This is a genomic window from Vibrio sp. 10N.261.52.C11 (genome assembly GCF_041471405.1).
In the GTDB taxonomy this organism is placed as follows: Bacteria; Pseudomonadota; Gammaproteobacteria; order Enterobacterales; family Vibrionaceae; genus Vibrio; species Vibrio crassostreae_C.
On sequence record NZ_JBFROI010000035.1, the window covers coordinates 59,287 to 75,090 of the forward strand.

The 15,804-nt window shown below is 43.2% G+C and carries 15 protein-coding genes and 1 riboswitch; of the genes, 6 read left to right on the top strand and 9 right to left on the bottom strand.

Annotated elements, in window-relative coordinates; all coding sequences use genetic code 11:
• Positions 1 to 105 precede the first annotated feature (105 nt).
• The 3 genes from infA to aat form a co-directional block, all read right to left on the bottom strand.
• A complete protein-coding gene (gene infA / locus AB4323_RS14405; RefSeq protein WP_001040192.1) occupies positions 106 to 324 on the bottom strand; it encodes a translation initiation factor IF-1 in 219 nt (72 codons plus the stop codon).
• An 81-nt stretch (positions 325 to 405) separates the two neighbouring features.
• Positions 406 to 1,104: an arginyltransferase gene (locus AB4323_RS14410; RefSeq protein ID WP_017062107.1), complete on the bottom strand. Its 699-nt coding sequence runs from the start codon at positions 1,102 to 1,104 to the stop codon at positions 406 to 408.
• On the bottom strand, positions 1,104 to 1,814 hold the full coding sequence (gene aat, locus AB4323_RS14415) for a leucyl/phenylalanyl-tRNA--protein transferase (RefSeq protein WP_017063504.1): 711 nt from the start codon (positions 1,812 to 1,814) through the stop codon (positions 1,104 to 1,106). Before aat ends, AB4323_RS14410 begins: the two co-directional genes overlap by 1 nt.
• Before the next feature lie 53 nt (positions 1,815 to 1,867).
• On the opposite strand from aat, the gene AB4323_RS14420 reads away from it, so the two are divergent.
• Positions 1,868 to 2,323, top strand: coding sequence for a glycine zipper 2TM domain-containing protein (locus tag AB4323_RS14420; protein WP_004736438.1), 456 nt, complete (start codon positions 1,868 to 1,870; stop codon positions 2,321 to 2,323).
• 162 nt (positions 2,324 to 2,485) lie between these two features.
• Entirely contained in the window at positions 2,486 to 3,766 is a 1,281-nt protein-coding gene (aroA, locus tag AB4323_RS14425; RefSeq protein WP_017062105.1) for a 3-phosphoshikimate 1-carboxyvinyltransferase, read from the top strand.
• A 61-nt stretch (positions 3,767 to 3,827) separates the two neighbouring features.
• Here the strand turns inward: aroA and AB4323_RS14430 are convergent, their stop codons facing one another.
• Entirely contained in the window at positions 3,828 to 4,073 is a 246-nt protein-coding gene (locus tag AB4323_RS14430; protein WP_017062104.1) for a YciN family protein, read from the bottom strand.
• 439 nt (positions 4,074 to 4,512) lie between these two features.
• Between AB4323_RS14430 and topA the strand changes: the two genes are divergently transcribed.
• The 4 genes from topA to AB4323_RS14450 all read left to right on the top strand — a co-directional run bounded on the left by topA (position 4,513) and on the right by AB4323_RS14450 (position 11,424).
• On the top strand, positions 4,513 to 7,143 hold the full coding sequence (topA, locus tag AB4323_RS14435; protein WP_050643790.1) for a type I DNA topoisomerase: 2,631 nt from the start codon (positions 4,513 to 4,515) through the stop codon (positions 7,141 to 7,143).
• Between the two features lie 524 nt (positions 7,144 to 7,667).
• Positions 7,668 to 8,897, top strand: a complete 1,230-nt coding sequence (gene glgC, locus AB4323_RS14440) for a glucose-1-phosphate adenylyltransferase (RefSeq protein WP_080582251.1) — start codon at positions 7,668 to 7,670, stop codon at positions 8,895 to 8,897.
• Complete coding sequence (gene glgA / locus AB4323_RS14445) at positions 8,887 to 10,341, top strand: glycogen synthase GlgA (protein WP_102332491.1); 1,455 nt, start codon at positions 8,887 to 8,889, stop codon at positions 10,339 to 10,341. Before glgC ends, glgA begins: the two co-directional genes overlap by 11 nt.
• A 285-nt stretch (positions 10,342 to 10,626) precedes the next feature.
• Positions 10,627 to 11,424: an alpha/beta fold hydrolase gene (locus tag AB4323_RS14450; protein WP_017062100.1), complete on the top strand. Its 798-nt coding sequence runs from the start codon at positions 10,627 to 10,629 to the stop codon at positions 11,422 to 11,424.
• 131 nt (positions 11,425 to 11,555) lie between these two features.
• Here AB4323_RS14450 and AB4323_RS14455 read toward each other — a convergent pair whose 3' ends face one another.
• The 5 genes from AB4323_RS14455 to torD form a co-directional block, all read right to left on the bottom strand.
• A complete protein-coding gene (locus AB4323_RS14455) occupies positions 11,556 to 11,873 on the bottom strand; it encodes a DUF2007 domain-containing protein (protein ID WP_017062099.1) in 318 nt (105 codons plus the stop codon).
• Between the two features lie 47 nt (positions 11,874 to 11,920).
• The gene (locus tag AB4323_RS14460) at positions 11,921 to 12,601 is read right to left on the bottom strand and encodes a TVP38/TMEM64 family protein (RefSeq protein ID WP_059020315.1); all 681 of its coding nucleotides are present in this window, start codon (positions 12,599 to 12,601) and stop codon (positions 11,921 to 11,923) included.
• A gap of 134 nt (positions 12,602 to 12,735) precedes the next feature.
• Complete coding sequence (locus tag AB4323_RS14465; RefSeq protein WP_019820997.1) at positions 12,736 to 13,326, bottom strand: TfoX/Sxy family DNA transformation protein; 591 nt, start codon at positions 13,324 to 13,326, stop codon at positions 12,736 to 12,738.
• A 127-nt stretch (positions 13,327 to 13,453) separates the two neighbouring features.
• Positions 13,454 to 13,539, bottom strand: a riboswitch (cyclic di-GMP riboswitch).
• A gap of 170 nt (positions 13,540 to 13,709) precedes the next feature.
• Positions 13,710 to 14,714, bottom strand: a complete 1,005-nt coding sequence (gene purR, locus AB4323_RS14470; RefSeq protein ID WP_102332489.1) for an HTH-type transcriptional repressor PurR — start codon at positions 14,712 to 14,714, stop codon at positions 13,710 to 13,712.
• Between the two features lie 315 nt (positions 14,715 to 15,029).
• Positions 15,030 to 15,677, bottom strand: a complete 648-nt coding sequence (torD, locus tag AB4323_RS14475; protein ID WP_102332488.1) for a molecular chaperone TorD — start codon at positions 15,675 to 15,677, stop codon at positions 15,030 to 15,032.
• Positions 15,678 to 15,804 lie beyond the last annotated feature (127 nt).

Genomic DNA, 15,804 nt, shown 5'->3' on the forward strand with positions numbered 1-15,804 from the left:
TGCGAGATGCGAGATGCGAGATTGATGTGCTTGTGTAGTAAAAAGCTCAGGCAATAAAAAACGGAGCCTTAAGCTCCGCTTCTTATTGTATTCGCTAATTAAAAATTAACGAGCACGGAAGACGATGCGGCCTTTAGAAAGGTCGTATGGAGTCATCTCAACAGTTACTTTATCACCAGTAAGAATACGGATGTAGTTCTTACGCATTTTACCAGAGATGTGTGCTGTCACTACGTGACCGTTTTCAAGCTCAACACGGAACATTGTGTTTGGTAGAGTATCAAGGACAGTGCCTTGCATCTCGATTACGTCTTCTTTAGCCATCTAATCCTCTTTCGAAATTTGGCGGTTTTCAACGGCTTGATTGTGCCGTTAAAATCAAAATATGTAAAGTTGTCGCGTATTCTACCCTTGCCACCGCTGATTTACTAGCCTTTGATGACGTTGAAATCGTACTTTATAGTTCATCGCAGGGCATTCATCGATTTGATAACCCAAATATAACCATTGTTTTTGTTCTTTCTGGGCATGTTGGATCTGAAATAGAACGCCAAGTGTTCCCATCGAAATGTCTATATCAGGAGCGAAGAAGGTATAAAACGCGCTCGTACAGTGAGCCATGATGTCGGTTACGGCGATACCAACCAACTTGTTCTCATCATAGATGTGCATGAACTTTGTAGTAAGCCACTCATTTTTAGAGAATTGTAGAAACTCTTCTTTCTTGGGTGGGTACATGGTTCCCGAACGGTGACGAGCGGTGATATAGCGACTGTATAAGTCAAACCAGTTGTCATCCATCTCATCTTTCAGTTCCCAACGTAGTGATTTTCCTTTGTTAAGGATCCGTCGTTGGCTTTTGGAAAGCTTAACCTCAGGAATTGAAAGCCGAATCGCTTGGCATGCTGAGCAATTATCGCAATGTGGCTTATAAATGGTTGAACCACTGCGGCGAAATCCATTCGCAAGCAGAACTTCATAGTTATCTGAGGTGTGCATGTGTTCGTCAAGCGTGACCGCCACTCTCTCTTCGAAGTGAGGTAAGTAGCTGCAAGCGTGATTGTCTGTTAATCCAATTCTGATTTGTTGTAAATCTGGATTCATTAAGGCATTTCCTTTAGCCATTGGGTTTTAAAGCATGCATCGTCAACGGAGAACTCTTTGAGTAATTGCAGAGAGCCTAGGAATTCATCCCTATCAACCTCGATAGCGCCCAAGGATTCCAAGTGAGGGTTCATGACTTGGCAATCAATCAGTTGTCCGCCGAATCGGGTAAAGTGTTTACAAAAGTACCACAGCGCAATTTTAGAGGCATTGGTCTTTAGGCTGAACATCGATTCACCGCAAAAGACTTGGCCTCTTTGTAAGCCGTAAAGTCCACCGATCAGTTCATCATCTTGCCAAACCTCAACCGAGTGGCAGAAACCTAATGAAGCGAGTTTGCGGTAGGCTGACTGCATGTCGCTGTTTAGCCAGGTTTCTTCTTCGGGTCTTAGTGAAGAGCAATAACCAATTACTCTGTCCGTCGCTTGGTTGATGCTGACTCGGTAATTGTGCTTTCTTTGAAACTTTTTAAGACTTTTTGACGGTTCGAATGTCTTAGGATTAAATACCGCTCGCGGTGCAGGGCTCCACCAAAGTATAGGCTCACCTGGGCCATACCATGGAAATATACCTTGGCTATAAGCGTTTAAAATTCGCATTGGTGATAAATCACCACCGAAGGCGAGCAGACCGTTGGGGTCATCAAGCGCGTCGAAAGGCGAAGGAAACTCTATACTAGTAGTATCAAGTTCGGTTAGGTATATAGTCATAAGTACCGCATTACAGATTAATCACTGACCAAGAGGTCTTTAGGAGTTTTACCATGAAGAAGTTGCTTTGGATTTTACTTGTTTTGCCCATGTTGGCAAATGCAGCTTACAACAGAAACCAAGCTCGACCAGTAAACGAGGTGGTTTATGGTGAGATTGATACGGTCAGATACATCACTCAGCAAGAGATCGTTGAGTCGAAAGCGAATGGTTGGGAAACCTTGTTAGGTGCGGCGATTGGTGGCTTGATTGGTAACCAGTTTGGCGGCGGCACTGGTAAAGAAGTGGCGACAGCTGTAGGTGCAGTAGCAGGTGCGGGTATTGCTCGTAACCGAGGTAACACACAATATAAAGTAGAGTACAAACTGGTCGAGTTATTGGTCAAAACCAAAGACGACAAGTTGGTCAACATTATCCAAGATGTCGATAACTCGATGCTGTTCAACCGAGGCGATGATGTACGAATTCTCTATTTTTCAGATGGTGTTCGAGTTGATCTCGTGTACTAGTATATAAATACGATTGATTGGCTAATTAATCACCGGTTTGGGCCGGATTAGCTCTGGAGTTCGTTGGAAAAGTTCGTTAGTCTGCAAGTACGAAGAATTATTCATCACCCGAAAATAAATACGCACCAGTGACTTCGGGTGGTACAAGGACTATAAGATTTAATGGAAAGCCTTACGTTACAACCAATTCAAAAAGTGAACGGGGAAGTTAACCTACCTGGTTCAAAAAGCGTTTCCAACCGTGCACTTCTTTTGGCTGCACTTTCTACGGGAACCACTCGCCTAACAAACTTGCTAGACAGTGATGATATTCGTCATATGTTGAATGCATTGACTCAGTTAGGTGTTGATTATCAGTTGTCTGCAGACAAAACCGTTTGTGAAGTGACAGGTGTTGGTGGTGCATTCTCAAGTGACAAAGCCCTAGAGCTTTTCTTAGGTAACGCGGGTACGGCGATGCGTCCGTTGGCGGCTGCACTATGTTTAGGTCGCGGTGAATACGTTCTTACTGGTGAGCCTCGCATGAAAGAGCGCCCAATTGGCCACTTAGTAACAGCACTACGAGAAGCCGGTGCCGACGTTGAATATTTAGAGAACGAAAACTACCCGCCATTGAAGATCACAGGTACCGGTTTGAAGAGCGGTACGGTTTCTATCGACGGTTCGATCTCTAGTCAATTTTTGACGGCATTTTTGATGGCTGCGCCTTTAGCTGAAGGTGAAGTGACCATTAAAATTGATGGTGAATTGGTTTCTAAACCTTACATCGATATTACGCTGCACATCATGAAGCAATTTGGTGTGGACGTGATCAATAATGATTACCAAGAGTTTGTGATTCCTACCGGGCAATCTTACTCGGCACCGGGTGATTTCTTGGTTGAAGGTGATGCATCATCTGCGTCATATTTCCTTGCAGCCGCTGCTATCAAAGGTGGTGAGATTAAGGTCACTGGTATTGGTAAAAACAGTATCCAAGGTGATATCCAATTCGCTGATGCGCTTGAGAAAATGGGTGCGGAAATCGAATGGGGTGACGACTACGTTATTTCTCGTTGTGGCGAGCTGAAAGGCATTGATATGGACTATAACCATATCCCAGATGCTGCGATGACTATCGCGACAACCGCATTGTTTGCGAAAGGCACAACGGCAATCCGTAATGTCTACAACTGGCGTGTGAAAGAGACAGACCGCTTGGCTGCAATGGCAACAGAGCTACGCAAAGTCGGCGCTGAAGTGGAAGAGGGTGAAGATTACATTATTGTTAACCCTGTGGCTGAACTGACTCATGCGGCGATTGATACTTACGATGATCACCGTATGGCGATGTGTTTCTCGCTGGTTGCTTTGAGCGATACGCCTGTGACGATTAATGATCCAGGTTGTACGTCAAAGACATTCCCTGATTATTTCGACAAGCTGAAAATGCTAAGTCTATAAAAATGCTTAGTATGTAAAGGTTTAGGAACAAAAAAGCTTGCCTAAGTGGCAAGCTTTTTAATTATTGCTGAATTGTAAATTCTTTCGAAAGGTGGTGCGCTAAGTATTTAAACATGTTAAATACCGCGGTTGTATTCTCTGTCGGCATTCCATTGCTGTCTAAGAAGTATTCACCTTTGAAGACGAGTACATCGTCTTTTTCTACTACGCTGTTTGCGCGCATGCCTTCAATGTAGTCATCATGTGATTGGATAATTTGGTTTGCGATAAGCAGTAAATCAAATTCTGCTATTACTTTCTTTGTCATGAGTTTATCTCTGATAACTGAATATAACGTTGAGTTTATGGTGTCGAACTAGAAATTCAATGATTTCACAACCGATTAAGAGAGTCTTTTCAAACATCCACAATTTATTTTGTGATTTACGGCAAAAATAATTGAATGGGGCTCGCGTTAGATTCGCGGACAAGCTTAGTATGAGCCCGTTTAGACGTAATGCCTGATGAATAGGCTCTTGCAAGTATTCTTAGTGAGTACTTTATAGCTTCTTTATATTGTGACCCTTTTATCTATGAGTCGTCGAATTGTCGAGCGATCAGATCCAATTTTGAAAAAAGCGGTTGATCTTCTAGTAATCTCGCACAATAGTAAAAAAAGAAGCAATGAATTTAGAATATCATGCGTAAAAGCCCACAAGCTAAATTGTTGGTGCTGAAGCATCGTGATTAAGGACGTTAGAGTCAATATGGGTAAATCGCTCGTTATAGTGGAGTCGCCAGCCAAGGCTAAAACTATCAATAAATATCTTGGCAAAGACTTTGTCGTTAAGTCGAGTGTAGGTCACGTACGTGATTTACCAACGGCAGGTCAAAGTACTGGTCAAAAGGCTGCTGCAGTTTCAACCAAGGGTATGAGCCCAGAAGACAAAGCTCGTATCAAGAAAGAAAAAGATCGCAAAGCTCTTATCAAAAAGATGGGTATCAACCCGTATAAAGAGTGGGAAGCGAACTACCAAATCCTACCTGGTAAAGAGAAAGTCGTCGCTGAATTGCAAAAACTGGCTGAGAACGCAGACCATGTTTATCTCGCAACCGATTTGGACCGCGAAGGAGAAGCTATCGCATGGCACCTTCGTGAGATCATCGGTGGCGATGAAACGCGATACAAGCGAGTGGTTTTTAACGAAATCACCAAGAATGCTATTCAACAAGCTTTCGAAACTCCAGGTGAGCTAAATATTGATGGCGTAAACGCACAACAAGCACGACGTTTTATGGACCGTGTTGTTGGCTTTATGGTGTCACCTCTGCTTTGGAAAAAAGTAGCACGAGGCCTGTCCGCTGGCCGTGTTCAATCAGTAGCGGTAAAACTACTGGTAGAGCGTGAGCGCGAGATCAACGCCTTTATCCCTGAAGAGTTCTGGGATGTGCATGCTGATACTAAAACAGCAGAGAAAACCGACTTTAGACTGCAAGTTGCACAGAAAGACGGTGTTGCGTTTAAACCTGAAAATGAAGCGCAAACACAAGCTGCTGTTAGCGTTTTAGAAAAAGCGCAATACGAAGTATGTAAACGTGAAGACCGCCCAACAAAGAGTAAGCCGTCTGCACCTTACATCACGTCGACGCTGCAACAAGCGGCGAGTACGCGTCTTGGTTATGGCGTAAAGAAAACCATGATGCTGGCTCAACGCCTGTATGAAGCGGGTTACATCACTTATATGCGTACTGATTCAACCAACTTGAGTTCAGAAGCTGTAGAAGCCGCTCGTGAATACATTGGTTCTGAGTACGGCGCGCAATACCTTCCACCTAAAGCTCTTGCATACGGCAGCAAAGAGGGCGCTCAAGAGGCCCACGAAGCGATTCGTCCTTCAAGTGTAGATGTTAAGTCGGAAGATCTAAACGGCGTAGACGCAGACGCACACAAGCTTTACTCGCTAATTTGGAATCAATTCGTAGCGTGTCAAATGACGCCAGCTCAATACGATTCAACGACAGTAAGCGTTAAAGCAGATGAGTACACGTTGAAAGCGAAAGGTCGTATCCTTAAATTTGATGGTTGGACTCGTGTTCAGCGTCCAATGGGCAAGAACGAAGATACGATCCTTCCAGCAGTACAGATCGGCGATAAGCTTGATCTGATTGCGCTAGACCCTAAACAGCACTTCACTAAGCCACCGGCTCGTTTCACTGAAGCGGCGCTAGTTAAAGAGCTTGAGAAGCGTGGTATTGGTCGTCCTTCAACATACGCATCTATCATCTCGACGATTCAAGATCGTGGTTATGTAAAAGTTGAACAGCGTCGTTTCTATGCTGAGAAGATGGGTGAAATTGTTACTGACCGTCTAGACGGCAGCTTCAACGACCTAATGAACTACGACTTCACTGCTCGTATGGAGCAGAAGTTGGACCAAATCGCAGAAGGCGAAGCAAGCTGGAAAGGCGTGCTAGATAACTTCTTCGAAGACTTTACTGGCGATTTGGAAAAAGCAGATTTAGACGAAGACGCTGGTGGCATGAAGCCAAATCATATCGTGGAAACCGATATTGAGTGTCCGACTTGTAGTCGTAAAATGGGTATTCGTACTGCTTCGACAGGCGTATTCCTTGGTTGTTCTGGCTATGCACTTCCACCAAAAGAGCGTTGTAAGACAACAATCAACCTTGGTGATGAAGAAGGCATTATCAACGTGCTTGAAGAAGACGTTGAAACAGCAGCACTTCGAGCTAAAAAGCGTTGTCCTATTTGTGAAACGGCAATGGATGCTTATCTAATCGATGATAAGCGTAAGATGCACGTATGTGGTAACAACCCGAACTGTGAAGGTTATGTGGTTGAGCACGGCGAATTTAAAGTGAAAGGCTATGATGGTCCACTTGTTGAGTGTGACAAGTGTGGTTCTGACATGGTTCTGAAGAACGGTCGTTTTGGTAAATACATGGATTGTACCAATGACGATTGTAAGAACACTCGTAAGATTCTAAAAAATGGCGAAGTTGCGCCACCGAAAGAAGACCCGGTACATTTCCCTGAACTTCCATGTGAAAATTCAGACGCGTACTTTGTTCTTCGTGATGGTGCTTCTGGTCTATTTATGGCTGCGAGCAACTTCCCTAAATCACGTGAAACACGTGCACCATTAGTGGAAGAGTTGGTTCGTTTTAAAGACCGTATCTCACCTAAGTTCCAATACCTAGCATCAGCGCCAGTTGCTGACCCTGATGGTAAGCCGACAGTGGTTCGTTTTAGTCGTAAGACTAAAGAAAACTACGTTCGTACTGAAGTAGATGGAAAACCGTCCGGTTGGACTGCGTTGTACATCGACGGTAAGTGGGAAGTTACGGATAAGCGTAAAAAGCCTAAAGAGAAGTAACTGAACGTTATTGATGAAAAAGCAGCCTAATGGCTGCTTTTTTTTGATCTCAATATGACTAATTATGCAACTTGTTGACCTGGTGTTTCGTCGGTGGGGATTTATTAAATTCAAACCGCGAAATTAATGGCGGCAATTAATCATATCTTCTTATGCAACTTTAACGAAAATGTAACTTAATTAAAATATTGTAACTCACAGATCAGCGTTTAGTTGTATACCTGATGTGTGTCGGGTGTTAATGTAATGTTTCGTCTGGACGGTGTAGTGTGAGCTGCTTTAAGTCTTAGGAAAGCAATCAGCTTACGTACCACAGAATGGCGTATTAAAAATTGAATTCGGCCGAAAAGTCGATAACGTATATAAAACCAAGTGCAAAGAATAGTGCACACATAACAACGTTTGGCTTAGGATATTGTCACTGTATGTGAATGGATATTCGCTAAATACCGAAATAAGTGTTGGTGCTCATCCCCCAGAGGAAGATACCTCTACGAGTACTAACATCGACAAGCTATAGATATATGGAGAATAAAATGGCTGGTGTATTGGGAATGATTCTTGCTGGTGGTGAAGGCTCTCGCTTAAGACCTTTAACTGAATCTCGCAGCAAACCCTCGGTTCCTTTCGGTGGTAGTTACCGCTTAATTGATTTCGCTTTGAACAACTTCGTTAATGCTGATCTAATGAAGATCTACGTATTAACACAATTTAAGTCACAGTCACTGTTCCACCATATGAAAAAAGGCTGGAATATCAGTGGCATAACAGACCGTTTTATCGACCCAATTCCTGCGCAAATGCGTAAAGGAAAGCGTTGGTATGAAGGCACAGCAGATGCTATCTACCAAAACATGGGCTTTATGGAGTTGGAAGAACCTGATCAAGTATGTATTTTTGGTTCAGACCATATCTATAAGATGGACATCAAACAGATGCTTGATTTCCATAAAGAGAAGAAAGCGGCTCTAACAGTATCAGCATTGCGCATGCCGCTAGCTGAAGCATCAGAATTCGGTGTTATTGAGGTTGATGCTGACGGCCGTATGATTGGCTTTGAAGAGAAACCTGCAAATCCGAAGTCGATCCCGGGCGATCCAGAATCAGCGCTCGTTTCAATGGGCAACTACGTGTTCGAAGCGAAAGAGCTTTTTGCCGAACTAACGGAAGATGCTGATAGAGAAGGTTCGACACACGATTTCGGCAAAGACATTATTCCAAACATGTTCCCACGTGGTGATGTGTTTGTTTATGATTTCAGCACCAACCGTATTACTGGTGAGAAAGAAGAAGTTTACTGGCGCGATGTAGGTACGATTGACGCGTACTGGCAAGCGCACATGGACCTTCTTAAGAAAGATGCGCCATTCTCGCTATACAACCGTAAATGGCCTCTACACACTTATTACCCGCCACTACCACCAGCTACGTTTACTGATTCGGCAAATGGTCGAATTCAGATCATTGATAGCCTTGTGTGTAGCGGTAGTTATGTACGTGGTTCGCGTATTGAAAAGAGTGTATTGGGCTTCCGCAGCAATATCGCATCAGCGTGTGATATCAGCGAAAGTATCTTACTCGGTGATGTAAAAGTGGGTGAGGGTTGTATCTTGCGCCGCGTTATCATTGATAAAGATGCAGACATCGCACCGGGTACACAGATTGGTGTGAATCTGACAGAAGACAAAAAGCATTACCACGTATCTGACGATGGTGTTGTAGTGATTTCTAAAGGAGCACGAGTTGGTTACTAAGACTCTCTCGGTACTTTTTGTAGCGTCTGAAGTTGAAGGCTTGATTAAAAGTGGTGGCTTGGCTGATGTAGCCAAGGCACTGCCGAAAGCGTTGCAAACACTCGAACAGGACGTTCGAGTGACTATCCCCGCATATAGAAACATTCCAAACATTGATTCAGCAGAAGTTATTTTATCGACTGAACTCGATCATTGGCCTCATACGGCTTATCAAGTTAAAAAACTGAGCGTAGAAGGCGTTCCAGTTTTTGGTATTGAATGTGCCAAGTATTTCGACCGCCCGGAAATGTACGCAGAAAACAATCAAGCTTATGCTGATAACGGAGAGCGCTTCTCGTTCTTTAGTGCAGCCTGTCTTGATATGCTTCCTAAGCTTGGTTTTCAACCGGATATCATTCATGCAAATGACTGGCATACTGGTTTCGTTCCTTTCTTGCTTAAATCGCGTTATCAAGAACACGATTTCTTTGAAAATACGCGCAGTGTTATCTCGATCCACAATGCGGTTTTCAAAGGTGTGTTCGCATACGATGAACTTCAATTCCTGCCAGAGATGCACAGTTACCATGCGCCTGAAGCTTCAGTGAGTGACACTCATGTCACTATGCTAAGAGCTGGTGTGATGTGCGCGGATAAAGTGAACGCAGTAAGTCCTACCTATGCAGAAGAGTTGAAAACGGAATTAGGTAGCCACGGTATGGCTGCAGAATTCCAACACAGATCGGCTGATCTGTTCGGCATTTTGAATGGGTGTGATTACGGGGCTTGGAATCCGGAAACTGATGCTTTCCTGCCTCGTAAATACAAAGCGACCAAGCACAGCATGGCTCGCGGAAAATCAGCTTGTAAGCAAAAACTGCAACAAGATGTAGGTTTACCCGTTGCCGACTGCGCGGTTTATGGCATGGTTTGTCGCTTGACGAATCAAAAAGGTGTTCATTACTTACTGCCTATCATCGAACAGTTTTTGAAAAATGATCTGCAGATCGTGATTGTCGGTACTGGCGATCCGGTTTTAGCGAGTCAATTGAAAGAGCTATCAGCGCTTCACTCAGATAAGTTCTCGTTCGTGGAAGCGTACAATAATGAACTTGCGCACTTGGTTGAAGCAGGCTCTGATTTCTTCTTGATGCCTTCGGAATTTGAACCGTGTGGCTTAAACCAAATCTACAGCATGGCTTACGGTACTTTGCCGATTGTTCGTTCTGTGGGAGGTTTAAAAGACAGTGTGAATGATTACGATGAGGATCCTGAAGTCGCGACTGGGTTTGCTTTTGAAGAGCCAACACCGCAGGCGTTATTGGCTGTGTTACATCGTTCATTACTGCTTTACGCACAAAACCCATCTGAAATTAAGCGTGCTCAGCTTTATGCTATGCAGCAAGATTTTAGTTGGGAAGATGCGGCTAAAGAATACTTGGATATGTACCATTCAGCACTTTAACTTGTTGACTTAGTCTTAAAATTAGCTGGCGAGCAACAACCGCTCGTAATAAATGAAGGCGCTCTAATTGTAGAGTGCCTTTTTGTTTCCTGGTCAGAGCACATCACGTTTACGAAGACAAAGCTTGCAAACTCATTTTAGTCAGGTAGAAAAGGTGAGGTAGGTATTCACATGACTAATGATAGGTTTGACACTATTATCACTTAAAGTTCTTAATAGCGTGATATCCTTAGTCATCGCCTCGTGATGAGGCATAGCTCCATTCCAATAATTAAAGCGATAGGTATGTCTGAGAGTTTACTATTTCATAAAACATTTACTCACCCTACGAGCGATGAGTGGGTTGTATTTGTGCATGGCGCAGGAGGCAGTTCCTCCATCTGGTTCAAGCAGATCAAAGCGTATAAACAGCATTTCAACTTACTTCTCATTGATCTGAGAGGGCACGGTAAATCAGACAATATACTTAAAGGGCTGATTTCGAATCGCTATACGTTCAAATCGGTGACGCTTGATATTCTTAAAGTGTTAGACCATCTTAAAATCCGTTCTGCACATTTCGTTGGCATGTCTTTGGGCACGATTATTGTGCGTAACGTTGCGGAACTAGCGGCTGGCCGTGTACGTTCAATGGTACTGGGTGGCGCTGTCACCAAGCTAAATACTCGCTCTCAAGTGTTAATCAAGTTGGGTAACCTCAGCAAGCACATCATTCCTTACATGTGGTTATACAGCCTTTTTGCTTATGTTGTGATGCCACAAAAGAGCCAAAAAGAGTCTCGTCATCTTTTTATCCGCGAAGCTAAAAAGCTGTGTCAAAAAGAGTTTAAGCGTTGGTTTATCTTAACGGCTGATGTAAACCCATTGATGAAGTATTTCAAAGACAGAGAATTGCCGATCCCAACCCTTTATTTAATGGGAGAACGTGACTACATGTTCATCAAGCCTGTAAAAGAAATGGTCGCAGCGCATGAGTCGAGTGAGCTAGTAGAAATTCCGAATTGTGGACACGTGTGTAACGTGGAAAACCCTGAAGAGTTTAATCAGCGTTCGATTGCGTTTATTCAAAAACAAATTCAGTGATTTTCTAGGCGTGAAATCAAAGATGATGAGTTAATCGAATTGAAATAAAAACGGGAAGCTAACTTTAGCTTCCCGTTTTTAATTGGAGGAGGTATCTGACCGAATCGTTCTATCAGGTCACTGAAACCCTGCTATTCAGGTGAGGCAGCACCGCACTGCCAGCAAGAGCCGAATTGCGCTTCGTTGACTTCATGACACTCACCACAACGCCACTCTTCATAGATGATCGAATCTTGCTGCTTTTGGTAGTCATTGACAAGCATGCGAGCTTTACTGGCCAATTCTGGCTCATATAACCATACGTAAGGGTCAGTTTCTTCAGTGAATGGGATTTCCCCTTTCAATCCGAACAACCCCTCGCCACGGACTTCACAGGCAATATTCTCGCTTTCTAACAACCCACAGATGATATGAGCTTCTGTCGGATTCGATGCACTGAAGATTTTCATTGAATTAGAACCTTATTCGGCTATCTGTGTTATTTAGTTATTATAAATTATTCAGCTACGGGCGCTGAACGAAACTTACCCATCAACCATTTAGCCACTATTGGGAATATACCCAATAACGCAAATGACAATAGTACTGAAGGGGAGACGATGCCCGAAAGTGAATCAATTTCTGCGAGCTGAGTACCAGCATTCAAGAAAACCGCCGTCCCCGGTAACATCCCGATTTGACTCGTAAGGTAGTAACGACTCACTGACATGGGTGTTAGACCCATCAATAGGTTGATAAGGAAAAATGGGAATACAGGAATCAGACGCAGAGAAAACAGGTAAAATGCGCCGTCTTTTTCAACCCCCTTGTTAATCGTCGCCAATTTGTCACCAAACTTGGTTTGAATCCAGTCACGCAACAGGTAACGGCTACTTAAGAAGGCTAAGGTCGCACCGATCGCACTTGCGAAAGATACCAGCAGCAAGCTGTTCCAGAAGCCAAATAGCGCGGCCCCTAATAGGGTCACAACAGCGGCACCGGGAATGGAGAAAGCTGTAATCATTACATACGCGACAAAATAGATAGCGGCAGCCGCAATAAAGTTGCTGTCAATGTAGTCATTTAACACAGCTTGTTGGGCCTTAGCATTTTCAAGCGTTAAGTACTGGCCGAAATTGATGCCTAACAAGACGATGGTTACGACCAACACAATACCCAATATCATTTTCTTACTCATTGATACTTCCTCTAAATTTTCAATGCATACCGATAGTATAGATAGACAGGCAAAGCATAGATTAACTTTCAGCAGATATAAAAAAAGCCGCAGTAAATGCGGCTTAGTTATGTATATAGATTGCACTGACAATGTTAATTGACGCGATTGATAAGCTCTTCGCGACGCTGCTGCGGTATAACAGACCAATGTGTACCATTAATCGCGCCTTCTAGCGCCCAAAGTAGTTCAATACTGACAGAAGACGCATGCGATTCTTTGATGGCGTTAAATGCGTTTACAGAGCCAGATTCATATAAACGTTCTACAGAATCGATCCCTGCCTTTTTCAACATACGCTCGGTAGCGAGTCGAAGATTAGGCAGATCTTTGAGTCGGGTCGGCTTAGCAGAAGACTGCTCAGCTTTTTCTTCTTTAGCAAAACCTAGAGACGTGGTTGCAAGCTGCAAGATTTTCTCTTGGTCTTGCCAGAGGCCTTCAGGTAAAGCGAAATATTTAGTAACGACAGGGAAACCACGTTTTTTGTAGACGTACGGTTGAAACCCTTGTTGTTCGAATTGTTTCGTTGTGCCTTTGTCTGCGCGTATGTGCAACTGGTCATTTACAACCAGAGCAAACATAGTGTCATCAGCAAAAAGACCGAAGCCACCAAACATTGAGCGTGATTTTATTTTTCCTAGGGACTCAAATAACTTCATCGAGTCCTTTAGTATCGGTTTATCCATGTTATTTATCTCGGTGTATTTGAACTACGCCACCAAATAAGCAGGTCCGAGAGATTAGCAAAATGTTGCAATTAAATTGTCAATAAGCCGTAAATTACTAAATTATTAGTAGTTACTGCATTTTGCCATCGGTAACCCCGCTACCATACCAACGAGTGGTTTAGGCCGGAAGCTTTGCGTCTCACTCTTTCGAGTGGTTTGCCCTGTGCGTGACTGATTGGATAGAATAAAGTTTTTGTTGAATGAAGCTCACAGTTGATATTTCAAAATGTGACATTGCTTCAATTAATGATCTTTCATTTATGCATAAGGGTTCATTATAGTTGCTGATAAAAAAAGCGCACCTAAAGGTGCGCTTGATGAAATTAAACTCGAATTATCAACTAATTTAACGTTTTAACTGTACTTCGTTCAACAATTTCAGGGTGCATTTCGAAGACGCGTTTTTCGTGGTCTTTGTCTTTGATGCGCTCTAATAGAATTTCGAATGCATTCTTACCAACACGACGTTTTGGTTGGTGAACGGTCGTTAGCGGCGGAGAGAAGTATTCAGCCAGTTCGATGTTGTCGTAACCTATCACTGAGATATCTTCTGGAATGCGAATGCCTTTTTCTTGCAGGCGGCTCATTAAGCCGAGTGCCATTGTATCGTTAAAGCAGAATACCGCTGTTGGACGATCTTCCATCTCAACGATTTGTTCTGCAGCAAGAACAGCCGTATCACACTCAAAGTTGCCTTCGATGATCATATTTTCATCAGCAGCAATCTTTGCTTCGTTGAGTGCGCGCTTGTAACCGGCAATACGTTCAACACATGCTGCTTTGTCTAAGTGGCCACTTAAACATGCAATCTTAGAGTGACCGCGTTCAATAAGGTATTTGGTCGCTAGGTAGCCACCTTCTTCTGAGTTATCGATGATCTTATCAGCCTGAGAGCTCTCAGGGCCCCAGTCCATGATAACTTTAGGGATGTCAGCGTGACGGTCTAACATCTCTCTTAGTTCTTCAGTTAGGTCTGAACACATAACTAAGATGCCATCTACACGTTTCTCTGCAAGCATTCGAATGTAGTCACGTTGCTTCTCATAGATACCGCCCGTATTACACAGGATCAAAGTGTAACCTTGACGGTAGCAGTAGCTCTCAACACCATCGATAACTTCAGAGAAGAATAGGTTAGTTGATTGAGTCACTAGCATGCCGATGGTGCGTGTTGTATTACACTTCAAACTACGAGCAACAGCACTTGGTGCATAGTTCAGTTCATCTACGGCTTTGTTTACTTTTTCTTGAGTTGCTTCTGCAACAAAGCGAGTTTTGTTGATTACGTGAGAAACGGTTGTTGTTGATACGCCGGCTAAGCGAGCGACATCTTTTATAGTGGCCATGGTTTTATCCTATTAGAAGCTACTTTCCCAAAGTACGGAATAAAGTAGCCGTTAAGCTACCTAACTAAGAGCTTAAATTTGTAGGGCTCTTTGGGTACTAAAGTGCTAAAAAACAAAAAACCGCTATTGAGCGGCTTGTCTTAACACCGAAATGCTCTGAACTTTAATAAGCATAGCATTTCGTGAATGTTTCATATTTTATCGTTTGCGGTCACAATTTTAGACTGACTAGAAATTACTCGCAATAAAATTCACCCAGAAATCCGGGTGAATTGTCACATTCTACTGAATTTATTTACCTAGTCATCCAAGAAGCTATTCACCAGCTAAATATTGAGTGTCTAATTGACAGAATGCGAGTAGCAAAGATGAGACACTAGCGTAGAAACCGAATTCATCAACGTCATGACATTTTACGTTGAACTTTGGTACCCAAGTCAGCAGTTGTTGTTCGATAAACTGCTGTTGAACGGCAAATAATTTCTCTAGCTCTTCTTCAATATCTGTTTCGTTTGAACGAATGATCAAGTTACCAAGGAAATCGAGTTCAATAGCAATGTGGTCTGCTGGCTCTTTTAGATCTTGGTTCACGATTAAGTTGTGCTTAGCCATGATCTCTTCCATATCTTTTGCTGGCTTATCATTCAAAAGGCCAGTTTCGCCGATATACATAGAAGCGTAAGGAAGAGCGCCGTGCTTATCTGTCTTTAAGAAAAGATCGCAAAAGTCTGCAGACAGTTCTAGCTGAGCATCTTCACGAGTTTGTAGGCGGTTCAGCGCATCCACTAACTTATCAATCGCTGGCTTTAGTGTCTCATTTTCGCCTAAACCAGTTAGGAAAGAACGAATTTCAACAGAGTGGTAGTGATCGAGTTCTTCTTGAGTGAGCTCTTTGGCAAATAAGCTTGATAGCCACCAGTATATTTCTGCTCTTTGCTCGTTGAACGCTTTCGTATCTTTCATTTGTTAGATCCTGACTTAGTCTTGTGATGTTGCTTATATGCATCTTGAAGTCACTTGGGCATAAGCACACCAAGGCTGAATAACAAGGTTATTTGCGAAACGCAAAGTTACTCGTTAGTAGTAATGC